The sequence below is a fragment of the Bacillus safensis FO-36b genome (assembly GCF_000691165.1).
In the GTDB taxonomy this organism is placed as follows: domain Bacteria; phylum Bacillota; class Bacilli; order Bacillales; family Bacillaceae; genus Bacillus; species Bacillus safensis.
In genome coordinates this window covers 254,605-273,831 of record NZ_ASJD01000002.1, presented here as the reverse complement: position 1 = coordinate 273,831, position 19,227 = coordinate 254,605, and the positions used below count along the sequence as shown (strand labels likewise).

The following is a 19,227-nucleotide window of genomic DNA, read 5'->3' as shown; positions in this document are numbered from 1 at the left end:
CATTTGCTTAATGTTGCTCTGCTAAACTGACTTTCATAGAACATCTCTTTACACAACAACTACTTTGAATGGTGAGGTGCAGGTCAGTGAGTGCAGAGAAAGCGATGAATCTTTACAGAGAATATGAAGTGAGACGAAATCACTCTTTTGCCTTAACAGAACATATGGTTCGTTATTTATTTGCAAAACGTTTCATAGATTTAATGTTCTCGTTCATCGGATTGATGTTGAGTACGCCAATCATTTTGCTGTTTGCTCTTTTGATTAAGCTGGAAACACCAGGGCCAGCCTTTTATATGCAGGAAAGGGTCGGGAAAGACGGTGTTTACTTTAAATTATGGAAGCTCAGATCGATGAGAACTGACGCAGAAAGCGGAGGAGCGAAATGGGCTCAAAAAAATGACCCGCGTATCACCAAAGTGGGGGCATTCATCCGTAAAACAAGAATTGATGAACTTCCGCAATTTATCAACGTGTTAAAAGGAGAAATGAGTATCGTAGGCCCTCGTCCAGAAAGACCGATGTTTACCGCAGAATTTAATCGGACGATTCCAGGCTTCACAAAAAGGTTGGCGGTAAAGCCGGGGCTGACAGGTCTTGCTCAAGTAAATGGCGGATATGAAATGAGTCCAAGTGAAAAATTAACACATGACTTACAGTATATTCAAAACTTGACATTTTCTCTCGACACGAAGATTATGGTAAAAACGTTAAAAGTCATCATGACTGGTGACGGAGCCAGATAAGTAAAGTAGGGAAGAGAAATGGCAAGTATGAAAAAACGCATGCTAGGCGGGGCAAAATGGACAAGCTTGTCCGCATTGATCATCACCATTATCCAAATCGCACAGTTCGCCTTTTTAGGGAACGTGATGACACTCAAGGAGTTTGGACTTGTTGGCATGATCACAACTGTCACAATATTTACGCAGATTTTACTAGATCTAGGAATTGGGGCAGCAATCATTCAAAAGGAACAAACGACAGAACGTCAATTATCTACATTATATTGGATTAACCTGCTCACAGGGATTATCTTGTTTTGTCTGCTCATTCTGCTAAGCCCAATGATAGCCGCTTTTTATAACCGGCCAGAGCTAGAGGGTCTGCTCAAGCTATTATCGATCATGTTTCTAATCGCACCGATTGGCCAGCAGTACCAGTATATGATGCAAAAAGACTTAGCCTTTAAAACATTAAGCACCATTGAAGCCATTGCGACCATCATATCGCTGCTCGTTTTACTTGTTTTCGCCTTCTTCATGAATCCGATTATCGCCTATGTCATCTCTCAAGTGCTGCTGCAATCAGGAAAAGGTCTCATGTATGCAGCAGCTTATTGGAAGAAGTGGCGTCCAGCACCTGTTTTTGCATTAGGAGAAGTGAAGGAATTTTTCTCATTCGGTGCCTTCCAGCTTGCATCCAGACTGGTCAACCGAGCAGGATCGAACATCGACATGATTTTAATCGGCCGGTTTCTTGGAGCGGAAGCGTTAGGTATTTACAGCTTGGCGTATCAAATTGTAACAATACCCGTGCTGAAGATAAATCCGATTGTGACGAGAGTGGCTTTCCCAGTTTTCGCAAAAAGTCAGCGGGATCACTCCATGCTGCGAGAGGGCTTCCTAAGTATGACGAATATGCTCGCATTGGTTAGTTTTCCATTATTAATCGGCCTTGCTGCCGTATCAGACAGCTTTATTGAAGTCGTGTTTGGAGAGAAATGGCTAGTAGCGGTTCCGGTTCTAAATATATTGTGCATTGTCGGCCTGCTGCGTGTGCTGATGAATCCAAACGGTTCAATACTTCTTGCAAAAGGGAGAGCGGACTTAGCCTTTTATTGGGATACGGGGATGCTTATCGTGTATGGCTGCGCATTATATGCAGGTGTCACTACAGGCAGTCTGCTCACAGTAGCTTGGATCTACTCAGGTGTCAGCCTGCTCAACTTTATTGTCGGCAGATGGCTCATGGCATATGTCATTCAGCTTGATATGAAGGTGTATTTGAAATCACTTGGAAAACCTGCTGTCATGACGCTGCTCATGGCTGTCTGTGCGGTAGCTTTACATCAAGGGATGAAGCTGACGACAGCAGATATTTCACTTCAATTACTACTGACTGTTTGTGTCAGTGCTGCATTGTATGGCTTGCTGCTCATCAAAATGTATCCGCAGGCTGCAGGCAAATTATTGAGAAGAGGTCGTTCGTCATGAAGGTGCTATGGCTGACAAGTGTATATCCTAGTGAAAAACATCCGAGTGAGGGCGTGTTTCATGAAACGCAAGTGCAGGAGCTGCTCAAACAAGGAATAGAAGTGACTGTCATTTGCCCAAATCCAGTGAATCCGCCGGTTTTACGGATGCTGAAGGCATCCTATCGGCAGAAAAGGGATCTGCCTGAACAGGAAGTGAGAAGCGGAGTGACGGTTTACAGACCGCCTTATCCAGCGCTCCCAGGACAGCTGAAATGGGCGCAGCCGAGTAAACGAATAGCGGCTTCCGTTCTCAGAGCAATGCAGCGTCATCAGCTGTCACCAGATTTTATCCATGCGCACTTTGCCATGCCGTCTGGCGGAGCGGCGGCTGTTATTCAGAAAGAAACGAAAATCCCTTATCTTCTGACCTTGCACGGCAGTGATGTGAACGTATATCCGAGCTATAGCAAAGGGGCGAAGGCAGCCTTTGAAACGGCGGTGAGGCAGGCATCTGCTGTTCTGACAGTGAGTGAGGAGCTGGCTAAAAAGACAAATGAGATGACGAAGGTAGAAGCAAAATGTCTTCCGCTTGGTATTCCGCTCCGATCATTTTCCAGAACGGAAGAAGGTCAAGAAGGCATCAGAAAGCACTTAGGTTTACCGCTTCAAGATAAGCTCGTTGTTTTCGTCGGGCGTTTAGTGAAAGAGAAGGGCTTGCTTGAATTAGCTGATGCTGTCAGCAGCATGGATGGAGTGAAAGCAGTCTTTGTTGGAAAAGGCCCCCTTGCAATGGAGCTCACAGAACGGGCGGGAGCATCTATTATACTCCCAGGCCAGGTGCCGAATGAGCAGGTGAGAGACTACTTAATGGCAGCTGATCTGTTTGCACTCCCTTCCTACAGTGAAGGAATGCCAACCGTCGTTCTAGAAGCGCTCGCTTTAAAGGTACCTGTCATTGCAACAAGGGTTGGTGGTCTCCCATCCTTATTTTCAACCTATCAACACCTGCTCGTTGAACCGCGTTCGACGCGTCAGCTGAAAGAGGCGATTCACGCCTGCCTTTATGAAAACAGCTGGAATGAAGAAGTGAAGAACGTTCTTCATGAAATAGTTCATACAGAATATTCATCAGAACATAATACGAAGCATCTCATTCAGCAATATGAGAAGGTGCTCAATCAATCAACATCCATCGTTTAAACAAGATGAAATGTGCAAAGAATGATAGATAGATAAACAGCTTGGAACGGACAATATGCTTTTACTGAGAGGATGAAAAATGTTGAAGAAAATTGCTGTGATTGGAACAGGTTATGTCGGGTTAGTATCGGGTACTTGTTTTGCTGATATCGGAAATCGTGTCATCTGCTGTGACATTGATGAATCAAAAATCAACAGCTTAAAAAGTGGTGTCGTTCCCATTTATGAACCAGGTTTAAAGGAATTGATTGAAAAGAATACAGAAGAAGGAAGACTGTTTTTTACAACGAATATTCCTGCAGCTATTAGGGAATCAGAGATTATCTATATTGCCGTAGGGACACCGATGACACCACAGGGGGAAGCAGATTTAACGTATGTGAAGGCTGTCGCTCAAACGATCGGTGAACACATGAATGGATATAAAATCATCGTCAATAAAAGCACAGTTCCCGTTGGAACAGGCCGTCTCGTTCAAGCCATTGTGGAAAAGGCATCGCGCAGCAAATATCCTTTTGACGTCGTATCCAATCCAGAGTTTCTCCGAGAAGGCTCAGCGATTCAAGACACGATGAATATGGAGCGGGCGGTCATTGGTTCGACTAGCACTCATGCCTCTACCATCATCAAAAGACTGCATGATCCGTTTCAAACAGAGGTTGTAGAGACCAACTTAGAAAGTGCTGAAATGATTAAGTATGCTGCAAATGCCATGCTTGCCACAAAAATCTCATTTATTAATGACATTGCAAATATTTGCGAAAGGGTAGGCGCTGACGTTGAAAAAGTCAGTGAAGGAGTTGGATTAGACAGCCGAATCGGGCATAAATTTTTAAAAGCAGGCATTGGATTTGGAGGTTCTTGTTTCCCGAAAGACACGATGGCTCTTCTCAAAATTGCCGAAACATCCGGATACCGGTTCAAGCTGATCGAATCTGTCATTGAAACGAACAACAACCAAAGAGCCCACCTTGTCAGCAAATTGATGAGTGTGTTCGGTGATATTAAAGGAAAAACCATTTCTGTCTTAGGCCTCGCCTTTAAACCGAATACGAATGATATGCGTTCAGCGCCTGCACTAGATATTATCCCAATGCTGAGAGAGCTGGGGGCTTTTGTGAAAGCCTATGATCCGATTGCTTATGTAGAAGCTGAACGTGAGCTTGGCCCGCAGGCGATCTTCAGCAATGATCTGTATGAAACAGTAAAAGATACGGATGCCTGTCTCATCCTAACAGAATGGGATGACGTACAGAAGATGGATAAAGACCAGATCAAGCAGCTGCTTCGTTCACCGATTGTAATTGATGGAAGGAATTTGTTTGATCCAGCAGAAATGAAAGAGAGGGGATTTATTTACCAGTCTATCGGCCGCCCGAGTGTATGGGAAGCAGAATTGGTATCGAAGGCACAATAACAGGGGGAGCTTGGATGAAGAAAGTATTGGTTACTGGGGGAAGCGGATTTATTGGATCACATACGGTAGAGGCTTTACTAGAAAAAGGCTATGAGCCCATCGTTCTTGATAACTTTTCAACTGGATCTCGAGAAAATATTGCCCATCTTTCCGTGCAATGCATCGAGGCAGATGTTACAAAGCCAGCGACGATTGATTTGATCAAACAAATCGCACCGGATTATATCATTCACCTTGCAGCACAAGTAAGTGTAGCCGTTTCCGTTCAGGATTTCGTATATGACGAAGAAGTTAATATAAAAGGATCTCTGCACGTCATAAAAGCCGCGGCTGAAGCAGGAGTGGAGAAAGTGATCTTTGCCTCATCAGCAGCTGTCTATGGAGACCCGGTGTATCTGCCAGTGGACACCGCTCACCGGCTGAAGCCTGGTTCACCATATGGCTTAGCAAAACTGACAGTAGAGCGCTATTTAGAAATGGCAAAATCACTCTATGATGTGGACTATTGTATTCTCAGATACAGCAATGTATATGGTCCGCGCCAAGACGCACTTGGAGAAGGCGGTGTTGTCTCTATTTTCTCTGATAAGTTTGCAAAGGATGAGGCCCCTTTTATCTTTGGAGATGGGGAACAAACAAGAGACTTCATCTATGTGGGTGATCTAGCGGCAGCGAATGTTGCGGCTTTAACAGCCCACTCAAACGTTTGTTTAAATATCTCGTGTGGTGATTCCATCACTGTAAATGAACTGTTTCAAACGATGAAACGGGTAACGAGATCACAGCTTGAACCGATTTACAAGCCGCAGCGTGCAGGAGATATCGTGCATAGTACATTGGCAAATGAGGAAACGAAACAAGTCTTAGCATGGGAGCCTGTTGTGAGTTTACAGGAAGGTTTGGCTCGTACCATTTCCTACTATAAACAGGAAGTCAAGGCTTAATCCCTCAAATCGGATGGGTTGCTTAGGAGGAAAATGGGTATGAGTGTGAAACAAACAGCATGGCAAATCATGATCGGTTGTATATTATTTGCAGCAGGGCTAGGACTTGTACAAATGGCGTCTGCGCAGCCCGCCGGGTTAAAAAAGATCGTCGCCATTCCGGTCCTGCTTTTGGTTCTGACAGCTTTTCTCGTGTTGATGAAGCTATACATGAACGGTGAGCAAGTGTTCATGTCAGCCATATATCTTTTAATTGCATTGACCTTTCTCAACAACGCTTTCTTTTCAATTAGTGCCGGGTTCTTTAGTCTTTTTCTCTACCGTATCATGCTCATTGCCGCCTTTGCTTTATTTATATGGCGGATGAGAGATAAGGGAACGTACATATCGCAGTGGCAGCAGATTCGTGTAAAAGGAATTCTTGGTTTTTTCGCTGCATGGTTTCTTTACGGGCTCATCTCACTGCTGTGGGCCCACTCGGTGACAGACGGTCTCAAATATATGTCCCTGCTTGCTATGGGGATGGGTTTTGTCTTTCTTGTGGTCATGTACATTCAGCGAATGGATCAAGTGGTCACCTTTTATAGCATTTGGCTCGTCATGACTGTATTTGTCATGGGGATAGGGTTTTATAATCACTTTACTTTGAACCATTTACCGAATACTTCACTGTATCTTGGGCCGGCGTATAAACAGCACTATCCTACAGCTGTCTTTTTTAATCAAAATGACTTTGCGACGTTTTTATCGATTAGCTTTTTCTTGTATTTAGCGTGTATGCGGCAAATGAAAAATGGTTATATCAAAGCATTTGGATTATTTGGCGCCATCGCAGCACTGTATCTCATTTTGTTAACAGAATCCCGCGCGAGCCTGCTTGGCATATTTGCAGGAGCGGCCATCTATGTGTGGCTGCTCATGCCGCGCTTTCTCAAAAAGTGGTCACTCATCGCAGCAGGCGGACTTGGTGTCATCTGTATCGCTGTTTTTTCAGCCAAGATTTATTCAGTTTTTTATGACTTGTTTCTCGCTTCTCAGGTCGCGCATTCTTTTAGTGAACCACTCCCATCCAACATTGCGAGAGCGAATTTGATCAAAAATGCATGGCATTTCTTTACGGATTCATACGGGTTTGGTGTCGGAGCGGGTAATGTGTCTTACTACTTAGCCCACTTTTCGATCTTTGATACAGATCAAGTCGTTGAAGTGCACAATTGGCTGCTGGAAGTGATGACGAACTTTGGATTTGCGGTCATGCTGGGCTATATTTCAGTCTACGCTTATCTCATGTTCACGCTGTATAAACAATACCAATGGGCGGACACAAGATCAGCAAAAATGATCATTGAAGGTTTGTTTGCTGCCATGCTGAGCTTTCTCGTTTCAAGTATCAGTCCTAGTTCGGTCTCGAATTTATATTTCCACTGGGTCTTTTTAGGGCTCGTAATCGTAGCGGTGAATATGTTGAAAAACAAACAGCTCTTGGTAAACCGTGTGTGATGCTGCGCTGGTATGGCTACACTAATGAAAAAGCAAATACGTCAATGTTGGGAGAATGAACATGTCTGGTTTCATATCTAGAATAGGGAAGCGAATCAAAAAGTATATCGTATGGCTCGTGCTGCTGCCTGTCGTATTAGGCGCTTTTGGATTCTTTTTTGCTAAAGGAACAGCGCAGCAGTCTAGTTACACAGCTGCCGTTACCCTCACACTTGGTAAATATGATGACGGAGTGTATAACAATATCGCAGAAGTGACATCTCTATTAAAAAGCGATGCATTTTTGAATGAAGCACTCAGTGATGTTAAAGAAGAAAGGCAGGATGTGAAAAGCCGCCTCATCCTCACCAATCAATCAGATACACAATTACAGCTGTCTTTCACAGATGCTGATAAGGATCATGCTTTAGCTGTCGTGAAGCAGGTGTCGGATACATTTCTGAAGCAAGACAAAGCATTATTTACAAAAAGGCAGCAGGTGATTGAAAGTAGATTATCTGCTCTAGAAGACGAATCTGTCAGCAACGATTCCAAAGTAGATAAAGAACGATTTTTATATGAATTGGAGTCTACAAAGCTTGGAATGAAGCAGGCGAAGATTGTTGATCCTGCCCAAGTTCTTGATGAAGGCAATAAAGGCATGTCAGCGAAAAAGCGGGCACTGCTTGGACTTGTCATTGGCTTTAGCATCTCGCTCATGTTTGTGGTCTTACCCGAAGTGTTCAAAGAATCTTAATGATGAACTGGAGATGAGTCTTAGGTGAACAATCAACCGTTAGTATCAATCATTACACCGGCCTATAATGCGGAACGTTATTTAACGGATACAGTTCATTCCGTCCTTGCCCAAACCTATTCTAATTGGGAACTGATCATCGCAGATGATTGTTCAACAGATGGAACAAGGAAGCTGCTTGGGGACTTAAGTGAAGCAGACGACAGAATCAACGTCATTTATTTAGAGCAAAATGGGGGAGCTGCCATCGCCAGAAACGCAGCCATCAAACAGGCAAAAGGCCGCTTTATCGCTTTTTTAGACAGTGATGATAAGTGGAAAGAGACGAAACTCGAAAAGCAGGTAGACTTCATGCTGACAAACGATTATGCCTTTACATTCACGGCATATGACATCATTGCAGAAAATGGAGAACCGTTAGAAAAAACTGTCACTGCACCAGCAAGATTAACTTATGATGAAGCTTTGAAAAATACCATTATCGGCTGTTTAACGGTGATGCTTGATGTACAGAAGATAGGACATGTAGAAATGCCGAACATCCGCACAAGACAGGATTTAGCTACATGGCTGTCCATATTAAAAAGAGGATTTACAGCCTATGGCATGAGTGAACCGCTCAGTGAATACCGCATCGTTGGAAACTCGATCTCTAGTAACAAGTGGAAAGCAGCGAAAAAAACGTGGTTCGTCTACAGAGAAATTGAGCAGCTTCATTTTGTCAAAGCATCTTGGTGTTTTATGCACTATGCGACAAATGCTGTGAAGAAGCGCTTATAAACAGAAGGGAAAAAAGGTGATAAAGGTGAAAGCAGACTCGATCATACATGTTATCGTAGCGACGGGAGAATGGGGACAGGACGGCCTGAGGTACAGACGGCATCGACTGGCGGAATTTCTAGCATCTGATCCAGAAACGAAAGAGGTCATCTGGGTATGTCCATCTGCATCCCGTCACACAGCTCCCTTTCAGCCCATAACCGATCGAATGAAGCAATTGACCATTCCTGATGTGCTCAAGAGCAAATTTTTCCGCTTTGGCCGATATCAAGACATGTTCTATATTCATAAATTGTCCCCTCTTCTTGAGCATTTGCGGCAGGAGGAAAAGAAGGGAATCGCTGTTTGCTTATGGTATACGTTTCCGGGTTTTCCGCTCTTATCTTCTTTATTTGAATGGAAACATATTGTCTATGATTGCAGTGACCTGTGGGGAGAGCCGATAAGCGGCAAAAATAATTTGCTTTCTTATATGAGGCAGCGTGTCATTGTGAAAGCAGAAAATCGAATCATCAAATACGCACACAGCATTACATGTTCTTCTCAATACTTACACGATCAAATCAAAAGGCGTCTCATGGGTGAACCGAAAGATGTCTTTACAGTTGAAAATGGCGTCGAGTACGATGTGTTTGCAAAAAGCAATCTTCCATGTAAGGAGGATGTGCTGCAAGGTAGAGAAGGAACTGTTCTTGGTTTTATTGGAGGCATCAAGCCGAAGCTGGATTTTGACATGATAGCAGAAGCTGCCCGCATGCAGCCTGATTGGACATTTTTATTTGTCGGTCCGGATGGAACAAATGGTGACCCATCTTTTCAGCATGCACTTAAACTGCCGAATGTGATTTGGACAGGTGCTGTTGCACCAGAAGAAGTGCCTGCGTATATGAAGCTGATTGATGTAGGCATGATGCCATACAAACAATCTCCTTACAATCAAGCTGTGTTTCCGCTCAAGCTATATGAATTTTTAGCCGCAGGAATACCGGTTGTTGGTTTAAATCTTCCGTCAACGGAAAGGCTAAAAGAGAATGATGTGTATGAATATTTAGAAGGCGAGGATCCTGCGCTCTTCGTAGAAGCCTGCCAAAAAGTGATCAGCAAAAAAGACGACATGACCTATAGACATCTAAGACAAAGCCGTGCGAAGAAAAAAGATTGGCACGCGCTGTTCACAAACATGGTGGAACTAACGAATATTAAAGAAAACGCATAATTCATCAGGGATTGTGCGTTTTTATTTGTTTCTTCTTCACAGGGGGAGCTTGTGATCATCCTCTATTCAATTGTATAATGGAAAGAGCGGCCAATATACAAAATACAGATTTCAATTTAGAAGGAGACTGACCTATGGATTACGAACGCGCCTTATTAGCGTTTTTTGTCTCTCTGGCTACAGTTTTAATTGTGACACCAATCGTCAAAAAGTTTGCAATTAAGATTGGTGCAGTGGACCAGCCGAATAAACGAAAAGTTCATGATAAAGTAATGCCTCGAATGGGCGGTTTGGCAATTTTTATTGGGGTAGCGGCTGGAGCATTAGCAGGCGGGCTGTTTCTACATAATAAAATTACAGCAATTTCAGTTGGTGCCGTACTTATCGTCATTCTAGGTATATTTGATGATAAATATAATTTAAGTGCAAGATTTAAATTTCTCGTACAAGTTCTTGTTGCTTGTCTGATTGTAAGCACAGGCTTAAAAATGGACTTTTTCTCTGTTCCTTTCTTAACAGATCGAATTGAGTTAGGCTGGATGGCATATCCCCTAACCGTGTTATGGATTGTCGGAATCACAAATGCTATTAATTTAATTGACGGCCTTGATGGACTGGCTGCCGGTATTTCTGTCATCGGTTTATCAACCATTGCCGTGATGGCATTTTCAGCTGATAAAATTTTGATTCTTTCATTATCCCTTGTTGTCATTGGCAGTACCATCGGCTTTCTCTTTTACAACTTTCATCCAGCGAAGATTTTTATGGGTGACACCGGTTCGCTTTTTTTAGGCTATATGATTTCGGTACTGTCACTATTAGGGCTGTACAAAAGTGTCACTTTGTTTAGTGTTGTTGTCCCAGTGATCATCTTAGGTGTCCCTATTTTCGATACCACTTTTGCCATCATTAGACGAATATTAAACAAACAGCCGATTTCAGCACCTGACAAATCTCATATTCATCATAGACTGATGGCCTTTGGCTTGTCCCATCGCATGGCTGTCATCGTGATTTATATGATTGGCTTAGTCTTTAGCTTAAGTGCCATTTTGCTGACAAGTGCCACCATATGGTTATCACTGATTATTATCTTTTTACTGGTCATGTTCATGCAAGTGATTGCGGAAGTCACAGGCTTGGTGAATGAAGAGTTTAAACCATTTACGAAATTTTATAAACGAATGGTCAAAAGACAATAAAAAACAGCCCGTTCCTAGGAACTGGGCTGTTTTTATTATTGTCCAGGTGTGCTGGTCGAAGAGTTAGGTGTATCACTTGTCCCCGTTTCACCAGAGGACGGATTGGTTTGTGAATCTGTTTCAGTTGAAGATTCAGCAGGCAGCTTTAAATGCGTGCGTAATTCATTTTGTACGTTAGCTAAATTGGTCGGATCTGGCTCAAAGTAATACGTGCGATTTGGCCCTAAATAAAGGTCTGATCCCTTAATAGAAAGAGTTTCTGTGTCGTCTCCTTTAAATCCGCTGTAGATTTGCTGAAGCGCAAGACCTTCTGTGATACGGAAATTGGTCGTAATGTGATCACTGACTTCTTTCGCAATGTTATCGACGTTCGCAATGTTATTTGGCTTCGCCATTTGATCAATCATTGCACGTAAAATTTGTTTCTGACGATCGTTACGTCCGAAATCACCGCGTGGATCTTGTTTTCTCATCCGTGCGTAAGCAAGTGCTTCTTCCCCGTTTAAATGCATATTGCCTTTTTTGAAGTAAATCTTTTTCGATTTTTTAACATCACTTTTTTCATTGAAGTCAAATGGAACATCGATATCAATTCCGCCGACTTCATCAATGACATCCTTGAATCCGTCAAAATCAACGGTTGCATACTTATCAATCGGAATATGCAAGAATTGTTCGACAGTTTCGATCGTTTCGTCTTTACCACCTTTAGCAAATGCTGCATTGATCTTTTCTTTACTTCCTGTTGTATCACTTGCAAGCTGTACGCGTGTGTCACGAGGAATACTAACCATTTTCATCGTTTTGTCTTGGGGGTTTATCGTTGCGACAATGAGTGAATCTGAACGGCCATGATCACCCTTTGTGGCATAATCCTCAATTCCGACAAATAGTACAGAGAAAGGTTTTTTCTTAATATCAATGACAGCATCACGAAGATTCGATTTCTCTCCACGGTTTAGTTCATCATATGTTTTGTCAGCAGCTTGAAGAGTATTGACGATTTTATATACTGCAAATCCGCCCATGCAGATGATAAGAAGCAAAAATAAGACCAGAATACGTTTGATAATTCTCTTCTTCTTACTCTTTTTCTTTCGTACACGCACTTTTACTCGTTGTGCCATTCATCTGTCTCCTTTATCGGACCAATGTCCTTTTCTAAATAAATAAGTTCGCCTTCTTTTGTAACACTCTTTCCATTTGTCAGCTCAGTCATCCACTCAATGAACTGCTCTGTTTGTGTTTCTTCGACATATGTCTCAAAAATAACATCTTCTGCATAATGGATTTCTTTTAGCTGAAAAGATGAGGCTCTAAGCTCATTCTCTACCTTTCCAAGCCATGTATAATCTATTGTTGTGTGCATTGTACGCATTAAACAGCGCTCTACCATTCCAACATGGTTGATAGCTTCTGATACAGATTTTCCGTAGGCACGAATCAATCCACCGGCACCAAGCTTGATACCGCCGAAATAACGAGTGACCACAACGACTGTATCTTTCAGCTTCCGTTTTTTTAGCACTTCAAGCATTGGCACACCTGCTGTACCGCTTGGTTCACCATCATCATTCGCCTTTTGAATCAGGTCATGTTCACCAATGAGATAGGCTGAACAATTATGTGTGGCATTCCAATGTTGTTTTTTAATGGATTGTATAAATGCTTGTGCTTCTTCTTCTGAGACAGCACGCTGTATATGACAAATAAAACGTGATTTTTCAATGACGATCTCATGCTCGCCACGACTTTTTACTGTAAGATAGCGATTCAGCAAAAGACATACCCTCCTGACAAGCAAATTGTAAGACTAGTGAAAATTTGCATTGGTTTTAGAATTTTACAGCGTATTTTGTTATGATGATAGGAGCGGAAAAAGGGTCGTCATAAAAACTTCATGATTATACGCATTCTTTCATTATAATTCGACATAAAATGCAGATCAATGACATTTATAATAAAAAAAGATGACATCACTGTTACGGGAGGGAAAAGCCATGACAACACCCAAAATGGATCCGAAATTATTGGATTCAATCATCATGAAAATGCTAAGTACAGTTGATGGCAGCAAGGACGAAGTATTTAGAATAGGCGAACAGTCCCGTCAACAATATGAAAGCCTAGTAGAAGAGCTGAAGCAAATCAAACAGCAAGTAAACGAAGTAATTGATTTTGGGGATAAGCTGGAAGTCCATACAAGACATGCTAGAAACCGCTTATCTGAGGTCAGCAGAAACTTCAACAAATTCAGCGAAGAAGAAATACGTGAGGCCTACGAAAAAGCACATAACTTGCAAGTGGAACTCACCATGATCCAGCAGCGTGAGAAGCAGCTGAGAGAAAGAAGAGACGATCTGGAAAGACGATTATTAAGCTTACAAGACGTCATTGAACGTTCTGAAACGCTTGTGAGTCAGATTACAGTGGTTCTCAACTATCTCAACCAGGATTTACGCCAGGTCGGCGTTTTACTTGAAGATGCTCAGGCAAAACAAGATTTTGGTCTCAGAATTATTGAAGCCCAAGAAGAAGAACGCAAAAGAGTGTCTCGGGAAATTCATGACGGCCCTGCTCAAATGCTGGCCAATGTGATGATGCGTTCCGAATTAATTGAACGGATTTTTAGAGACCGCGGTACAGAAGAAGGTTTTAAAGAAATTAGAAGTCTCAGACAGAATGTGCGAAATGCACTGTACGAAGTGAGAAGAATCATTTATGATTTAAGACCGATGGCTTTAGATGATTTGGGTCTGATTCCGACACTGAGAAAATACTTAAACACAATTGAAGAATATGATGGAAAAACCAAAATTACGTTCCAATGCCTAGGTGATACAGAAAGCGAAAGAATTGCTTCTCAATTTGAAGTAGCACTGTTTAGACTAGCCCAAGAAGCTGTCACAAATTCATTAAAACATTCTGAAGCTGAAGAAATCTCTGTCAAAGTAGAAGTAACGAAAGACTTTGTGACCTTAATTATTAAAGATGATGGAAAAGGCTTTGATATGAAAGATGTGAAAACAAACAAAAACAAATCCTTCGGTTTACTTGGCATGAAAGAACGCGTAGACTTACTGGAAGGTAAAATGACCATAGACTCAAAAATAGGTCTAGGGACATTCATCATGATTCGCGTGCCATTAACATTGCAAAATAAAATTGTAAAATAGAGTCAAAAGACATATTGACCATAAAGTTCAGGTGTAGAACAATAAACATGGGGAGGCGTAGCTTGTGACTAAAGTAAATATTGTAATTATTGATGACCACCAATTATTCCGTGAAGGTGTCAAACGGATTTTAGATTTTGAACCTACTTTTGAAGTAGTTGCAGAAGGAGACGACGGTGACGAAGCTGCACGTATCGTAGAACACTATCATCCGGATGTTGTCATTATGGACATTAATATGCCGAATGTAAATGGTGTTGAGGCTACAAAGCAGCTTGTTGAGCTTTATCCCGAATCAAAAGTCATTATTCTATCTATTCATGACGATGAAAACTATGTAACACATGCATTGAAAACAGGGGCGAGAGGCTACCTGTTAAAAGAAATGGATGCAGACACACTCATCGAAGCAGTGAAAGTTGTAGCTGACGGAGGCTCTTATTTACACCCGAAAGTCACTCATAACTTAGTAAATGAATTCCGACGCCTAGCGACTAGCGGCGTTTCAGCACATCCACAGCATGAGGTATATCCTGAAATTCGCAGACCACTTCATATCTTAACTAGACGTGAATGTGAAGTTCTTCAAATGTTAGCTGACGGAAAGAGCAACAGAGGAATCGGTGAATCGCTCTTTATTAGTGAGAAAACAGTTAAAAACCACGTGAGTAACATTTTGCAAAAAATGAATGTAAACGACCGTACACAAGCTGTTGTTGTAGCTATTAAAAACGGCTGGGTAGAAATGAGATAGTGTTCCGGACAAGTACTCCTTTTTCGCCTGTTTTTATTCTCTCACATTTTAGGTGAAGGGAAATGATAGACAGGGTAAGGATTCTTTTTCGGATATAGAGGGCTTGCCTATTGATTAGGCAGGCTTTTTTGATTACTATTATAAATCTAATGAAAAAATGATCATTCTTTTAAAATAAAAAAGAGTAACTTAACGAATAAGGAAGGTATTTAAGAATGAAAATAGCCGTTGTAACAGACAGTACTGCTTATCTACCACAAGAGCTGCGTGATAAACATAATATTCATATGATCCCCCTTAACGTCATCTTCGGCAGTGAATCATACCGTGAAGAAATAGAAATGGACTGGAAGACATATTATGAAGAAATCAAAAAACACAAAGATCTTCCAACAACCTCTCAGCCTGCTTTCGGTGAATTAATAGCCTTATATGAAAAACTAAGTGAAACATACGACGCCGTGATTAGTATCCACCTTTCAAGTGGAATTAGTGGAACGTATAATAGTGCGGTCTCAGCGAATGATCTAGTTGACGGGATTGATATTTACCCGTTTGATACAGAAACAAGCTGTATGGCACAAGGTTTTTATGTGTTAGAAGCTGCTGAAAAAATCCAAGAAGGTGCTTCTTTAGAAGAAGTGTTAGCACATCTAAATTACCTGAAAGAAAGTCAGCGGGCGTATTTTATGGTAGACGATTTAACTCATTTGCAAAGAGGCGGCAGATTAAATGGTGCTCAGGCTTTTATTGGAAGCCTCTTAAAGGTAAAGCCTATTTTGCATTTTGACAACAAGCTAATTGTTCCTTTTGAGAAGATTCGCACACGTAAAAAAGCCATTTCACGTATTTTTGAATTATTTGATGAAGATGCATCACGTGGTGTTCCGATGAGAGCAACACTGATACATGGTAATAGAGAAGAAGAAGCAGAAGAATTAATTGCGCACTTATCAGAAAAATATCCTCATGTTGAATTTTATAAAAGCTACTTTGGTGCCGTAATCGGCACCCATCTAGGTGAAGGCTCTTTAGCTCTTGGCTGGGTGATTAGATAATTCCTAAAAAACCTCTTTTCGTATGGAAAAGAGGTTTTGTTTTTTGATTTTAACTGTTGGACGAAAGGTCATGTCTTTGCGCATAATAGCCAAACATCAATTGAAAGGTGTTTGGTGAAGATGAATATGGACAAAGCAATGGAACTAATGGGGCAGCTGCATTCACGCCATCTGCTCACCGTTGAAACAAAGTGCCCGCAGTCCAATTTAGATTGGCTGGAGGAGAAGGGCTTAGTCAATCGGTCTCCAGCCATTGAGAGGAAAGCAAATGGTTTTACATGCTGCCGGTGCGGTGTATCACACAAGCGGTATTTCGCTCATTCTCCATGTGAAGTGTGTCAAAAGGATTGTGTGTACTGTAGATCATGCATCATGATGGGAAAAGCAGCAGAATGTGGGTTTCTTTATGAATGGACAGGTCCACAAATGGTAGAAACAGGTCGAGCCGAATTAACATGGCAGGGAGAGCTGTCTAAAGGACAAAAAAGAGCGTCAGAAAGAATGATTGAAGCTATTAAAAACAAATTTGATCTACTTGTTTGGGCGGTTTGCGGAGCAGGGAAAACGGAAGTGCTTTTTCACGGAATCGAATATGCATTAAATCAAGGAATGAGTGTCTGTATTGCGACACCTAGAACAGATGTTGTGCTTGAACTCGAACCGCGGCTTAGAAAAGCATTTCAAGGGGTGATAATTACCGTACTTTATGGAGGCAGTTCTCAAAGGTTTCAAATAGCACCGCTTGTGATCACCACAACCCACCAGCTGATGAGATACAAAAATGCTTTTGATGTGCTCATTGTAGATGAAGTCGATGTCTTCCCTTATTCAATGGATGAGCGACTCCAATTTGCTGTTCTAAAGGCGATGAGAAAGAACGGAGGGGTTAGGATTTATTTAAGTGCGACACCCTCTAAAAAAATGACGAGAGAGGTTTCTCGCGGAAAACTGGAAGCGATAAAAATTCCTTTGCGTTTTCACGAGCACCCATTACCCGTACCGACCTTTCATTGGATCGGACATTGGAAAAAGAAATTAAAAAAGAACCAACTGCCCCCTAAAGTGATGAATTGGATGCAGAGACATATTGCAAATAAGAGAAGAATATTACTTTTTGTTCCTTCAATTGCTGTCATGAAGAAGGTAACGAAGATTCTTCGAGAACAATCCTTAAACGTGGAGGGAGTATCTGCCGATGATCCGGATAGGAAACAAAAGGTTCAGCACTTTAGAGATTACGTATACGATGTACTAGTTACAACCACTATTCTAGAAAGAGGCGTAACCATTCCAAATGTTCAAGTGGGGGTACTAGGTTCGGAATCTACTATTTTTACAGAGAGTGCACTTGTTCAGATTTCTGGACGGGTAGGCAGACATCCGGATTATTGTACAGGAGATGTTTTCCTTTTTCATTTTGGTTTAACGAGAAGTATGAAACAAGCAAAGAAGCATATCGCAAAAATGAATGATACGGCTGCAAAAGAGTTTTCTGAAAAACAGTGTGGGTTCAACTAAATCATGGTACATTATATTCACAATACACAAATGGCAGGAGAGACAAATATGCTACTCAATGCAAAAGAAATACTACTCAAGGAAATTCTCAATCAATATCTCAACCAATTAAACATGATTTGTCATTGTGAAAAGTGTATGGAAGATGTATTAGCGATTTCACTGAATCAAGTGAAACCACAATATATAACAGATATCGATAAAATATCTTACAGTAAATCTGAGATGGTGGATAAACAGAAGAATACTGCGATGCTGGTCATTCTGACAGAAGCAGCTTCCAAGGTTTCCGCATTTCCAAGGTGTGAAAATCGTCTGCTGCTGAACAAGGAAACCAATTGATTTGTCAAATTTGCGAGGGACATTTTGTGCCTGCTTTTACATGGAAATCATTCCTACTATTAAATGATGATCGTCTTTGTGTAGCATGTAAGAATCACTTAGTAAAGATTGAACGTCCTATTTGTCCAACATGCGGAAGGGCGCAGTCAAATGACCAATTATGCCAGGACTGTAATAGTTGGAATGAACGCTCTGATTCTATTAAAGTCCTTGTAAAAAATAGGTCAGTTTATACTTACAGCGAGTTGATGAAAGATGTCCTTGCCCGCTTTAAATTTCGGGGTGATACGGCTTTAGCTGAGCTGTTTAAAAGAGATGTACAAGCAGCATTTAAACATTCCTTCTGCATAAAAGACCCATTGCTGATACCGATCCCTTTAAGTCATGAAAGACTAAAAGAAAGAGGATTTAATCAGTCCGTAATAATCGCTTCTTTGCTAGATAAGCCAATATTGCAGCCACTCGTGAAAATACATCAAAGTAAGCAGTCTAAAAAAAAGAAAAATGAACGCCTAGATCAAAAAGGATTGTTTCAAATCAAGCAAACAGATGCGGTTGTTCAAAGGGATATTATATTAGTTGATGATATCTATACAACGGGAGCAACCATCTATGATGCGGCAAGAATTTTGAAAGACGCAGGTGCTAAAAGTGTTTCTTCTTTTACGTTGATACGTAGTTAAAAATCATGATAATTAACCGATAATAAGAAAAGAAAATAACGTAAGGGGTTTTGGTTATGAATCAATTGGCAAACTGTCCACAATGTAATCAGCTATTTTTAAAAACCACCATCCAAACGGTTTGTAACAAATGCTTTGAAGAAGAAGAACGTTCTTTTGATATCGTATATAAATTCTTGAGAAAACAAAGTAATAGACAATCAACTATTGCTGAAATAGTAGAAGCAACAGACGTTGATGAAGAATTAATCTTGAAATTTATTCGTTTGAAAAGACTGCAAATTAGTCAATTTCCAAATATTAATTATCCTTGTGAAAGATGTGGCAAAGCGATCAGGAAAAACAAGCTATGCAGCCAATGTGAACAGGATATTCATTCGCAAATCAGCCAAATGAACCAAGAAGAGGAGCGTAAAAGGGAGATTGAATCTAGGAAAAAAGACACCTATTATGCCATTAATCCTAAAAACGACTGATTCCCTAAACTAAGTTGCAGTTTGGTCG

Annotated in this window: 19 protein-coding genes; 17 read left to right on the top strand and 2 right to left on the bottom strand. The window is 41.3% G+C overall.

The genetic code is table 11. The annotated features are described in order from the left end of the window. Nucleotides 1-86 precede the first annotated feature (86 nt). The 10 genes from BA81_RS05835 to BA81_RS05790 all read left to right on the top strand — a co-directional run bounded on the left by BA81_RS05835 (nt 87) and on the right by BA81_RS05790 (nt 11,192). Entirely contained in the window at nt 87-746 is a 660-nt protein-coding gene (locus tag BA81_RS05835) for a sugar transferase (RefSeq protein ID WP_034281119.1), read from the top strand. Nucleotides 747-764: 18 nt separating this feature from the next. After that, nucleotides 765-2,216 (top strand): teichuronic acid biosynthesis protein TuaB, encoded by a 1,452-nt coding sequence (gene tuaB, locus BA81_RS05830; RefSeq protein ID WP_034281115.1) that lies wholly within the window; start codon nt 765-767, stop codon nt 2,214-2,216. Continuing rightward, nucleotides 2,213-3,397, top strand: a complete 1,185-nt coding sequence (gene tuaC, locus BA81_RS05825; RefSeq protein ID WP_034281113.1) for a teichuronic acid biosynthesis protein TuaC — start codon at nt 2,213-2,215, stop codon at nt 3,395-3,397. The genes tuaB and tuaC overlap by 4 nt, the downstream gene beginning before the upstream one ends. Before the next feature lie 79 nt (nt 3,398-3,476). Continuing rightward, a complete protein-coding gene (gene tuaD / locus BA81_RS05820; RefSeq protein WP_034281112.1) occupies nt 3,477-4,814 on the top strand; it encodes a UDP-glucose 6-dehydrogenase TuaD in 1,338 nt (445 codons plus the stop codon). A 14-nt stretch (nt 4,815-4,828) separates the two neighbouring features. Beyond that, nucleotides 4,829-5,758: an NAD-dependent epimerase/dehydratase family protein gene (locus BA81_RS05815; RefSeq protein WP_034281110.1), complete on the top strand. Its 930-nt coding sequence runs from the start codon at nt 4,829-4,831 to the stop codon at nt 5,756-5,758. Nucleotides 5,759-5,797: 39 nt separating this feature from the next. Further along, the gene (gene tuaE, locus BA81_RS05810) at nt 5,798-7,258 is read left to right on the top strand and encodes a teichuronic acid biosynthesis protein TuaE (RefSeq protein WP_034281108.1); all 1,461 of its coding nucleotides are present in this window, start codon (nt 5,798-5,800) and stop codon (nt 7,256-7,258) included. Between the two features lie 61 nt (nt 7,259-7,319). After that, nucleotides 7,320-7,994, top strand: coding sequence for a teichuronic acid biosynthesis protein TuaF (gene tuaF, locus BA81_RS05805; RefSeq protein ID WP_034281107.1), 675 nt, complete (start codon nt 7,320-7,322; stop codon nt 7,992-7,994). A 24-nt stretch (nt 7,995-8,018) separates the two neighbouring features. Further along, nucleotides 8,019-8,774, top strand: coding sequence for a teichuronic acid biosynthesis protein TuaG (gene tuaG / locus BA81_RS05800; protein WP_034281105.1), 756 nt, complete (start codon nt 8,019-8,021; stop codon nt 8,772-8,774). Between the two features lie 19 nt (nt 8,775-8,793). Further along, nucleotides 8,794-9,990: a teichuronic acid biosynthesis protein TuaH gene (gene tuaH / locus BA81_RS05795; protein ID WP_034281445.1), complete on the top strand. Its 1,197-nt coding sequence runs from the start codon at nt 8,794-8,796 to the stop codon at nt 9,988-9,990. Nucleotides 9,991-10,124: 134 nt separating this feature from the next. Continuing rightward, entirely contained in the window at nt 10,125-11,192 is a 1,068-nt protein-coding gene (locus BA81_RS05790) for a glycosyltransferase family 4 protein (protein WP_024423627.1), read from the top strand. 35 nt (nt 11,193-11,227) lie between these two features. Here the strand turns inward: BA81_RS05790 and BA81_RS05785 are convergent, their stop codons facing one another. Then, a complete protein-coding gene (locus BA81_RS05785; RefSeq protein ID WP_034281103.1) occupies nt 11,228-12,319 on the bottom strand; it encodes an LCP family protein in 1,092 nt (363 codons plus the stop codon). Further along, on the bottom strand, nt 12,304-12,972 hold the full coding sequence (locus tag BA81_RS05780) for a YigZ family protein (RefSeq protein ID WP_012011434.1): 669 nt from the start codon (nt 12,970-12,972) through the stop codon (nt 12,304-12,306). The genes BA81_RS05785 and BA81_RS05780 overlap by 16 nt, the downstream gene beginning before the upstream one ends. Before the next feature lie 220 nt (nt 12,973-13,192). Here BA81_RS05780 and degS point away from each other — a divergent pair, with 220 nt between their 5' ends. The 7 genes from degS to BA81_RS05745 all read left to right on the top strand — a co-directional run bounded on the left by degS (nt 13,193) and on the right by BA81_RS05745 (nt 19,199). Continuing rightward, a complete protein-coding gene (gene degS / locus BA81_RS05775) occupies nt 13,193-14,368 on the top strand; it encodes a two-component sensor histidine kinase DegS (protein WP_003213166.1) in 1,176 nt (391 codons plus the stop codon). A 64-nt stretch (nt 14,369-14,432) separates the two neighbouring features. After that, nucleotides 14,433-15,122: a two-component system response regulator DegU gene (gene degU / locus BA81_RS05770; protein WP_008348273.1), complete on the top strand. Its 690-nt coding sequence runs from the start codon at nt 14,433-14,435 to the stop codon at nt 15,120-15,122. A 215-nt stretch (nt 15,123-15,337) separates the two neighbouring features. Further along, entirely contained in the window at nt 15,338-16,180 is an 843-nt protein-coding gene (locus BA81_RS05765; protein ID WP_024423625.1) for a DegV family protein, read from the top strand. A 120-nt stretch (nt 16,181-16,300) separates the two neighbouring features. Continuing rightward, nucleotides 16,301-17,698 (top strand): ATP-dependent helicase ComFA, encoded by a 1,398-nt coding sequence (locus tag BA81_RS05760; RefSeq protein ID WP_152031917.1) that lies wholly within the window; start codon nt 16,301-16,303, stop codon nt 17,696-17,698. A 48-nt stretch (nt 17,699-17,746) separates the two neighbouring features. Next, on the top strand, nt 17,747-18,040 hold the full coding sequence (comFB, locus tag BA81_RS05755; protein ID WP_024423623.1) for a late competence protein ComFB: 294 nt from the start codon (nt 17,747-17,749) through the stop codon (nt 18,038-18,040). Between the two features lie 26 nt (nt 18,041-18,066). Beyond that, complete coding sequence (locus tag BA81_RS19835) at nt 18,067-18,723, top strand: ComF family protein (protein WP_227001684.1); 657 nt, start codon at nt 18,067-18,069, stop codon at nt 18,721-18,723. Nucleotides 18,724-18,779: 56 nt separating this feature from the next. Beyond that, nucleotides 18,780-19,199: a TIGR03826 family flagellar region protein gene (locus tag BA81_RS05745; protein WP_034281098.1), complete on the top strand. Its 420-nt coding sequence runs from the start codon at nt 18,780-18,782 to the stop codon at nt 19,197-19,199. The last annotated feature ends 28 nt before the right edge of the window (nt 19,200-19,227 follow it).

Coding starts and splice junctions, on each gene's coding strand:
- degS (WP_003213166.1), top strand. CDS start 13,193: ATGACAACACCCAAAATGGATCCGAAATTATTGGATTCAATCATCATG.
- BA81_RS05765 (WP_024423625.1), top strand. CDS start 15,338: ATGAAAATAGCCGTTGTAACAGACAGTACTGCTTATCTACCACAAGAG.
- BA81_RS05785 (WP_034281103.1), bottom strand. CDS start 12,319: ATGGCACAACGAGTAAAAGTGCGTGTACGAAAGAAAAAGAGTAAGAAG.
- tuaB (WP_034281115.1), top strand. CDS start 765: ATGGCAAGTATGAAAAAACGCATGCTAGGCGGGGCAAAATGGACAAGC.
- BA81_RS05790 (WP_024423627.1), top strand. CDS start 10,125: ATGGATTACGAACGCGCCTTATTAGCGTTTTTTGTCTCTCTGGCTACA.
- BA81_RS05760 (WP_152031917.1), top strand. CDS start 16,301: ATGAATATGGACAAAGCAATGGAACTAATGGGGCAGCTGCATTCACGC.
- tuaC (WP_034281113.1), top strand. CDS start 2,213: ATGAAGGTGCTATGGCTGACAAGTGTATATCCTAGTGAAAAACATCCG.
- BA81_RS05745 (WP_034281098.1), top strand. CDS start 18,780: ATGAATCAATTGGCAAACTGTCCACAATGTAATCAGCTATTTTTAAAA.
- tuaF (WP_034281107.1), top strand. CDS start 7,320: ATGTCTGGTTTCATATCTAGAATAGGGAAGCGAATCAAAAAGTATATC.
- BA81_RS05815 (WP_034281110.1), top strand. CDS start 4,829: ATGAAGAAAGTATTGGTTACTGGGGGAAGCGGATTTATTGGATCACAT.
- tuaD (WP_034281112.1), top strand. CDS start 3,477: ATGTTGAAGAAAATTGCTGTGATTGGAACAGGTTATGTCGGGTTAGTA.
- tuaE (WP_034281108.1), top strand. CDS start 5,798: ATGAGTGTGAAACAAACAGCATGGCAAATCATGATCGGTTGTATATTA.
- comFB (WP_024423623.1), top strand. CDS start 17,747: ATGCTACTCAATGCAAAAGAAATACTACTCAAGGAAATTCTCAATCAA.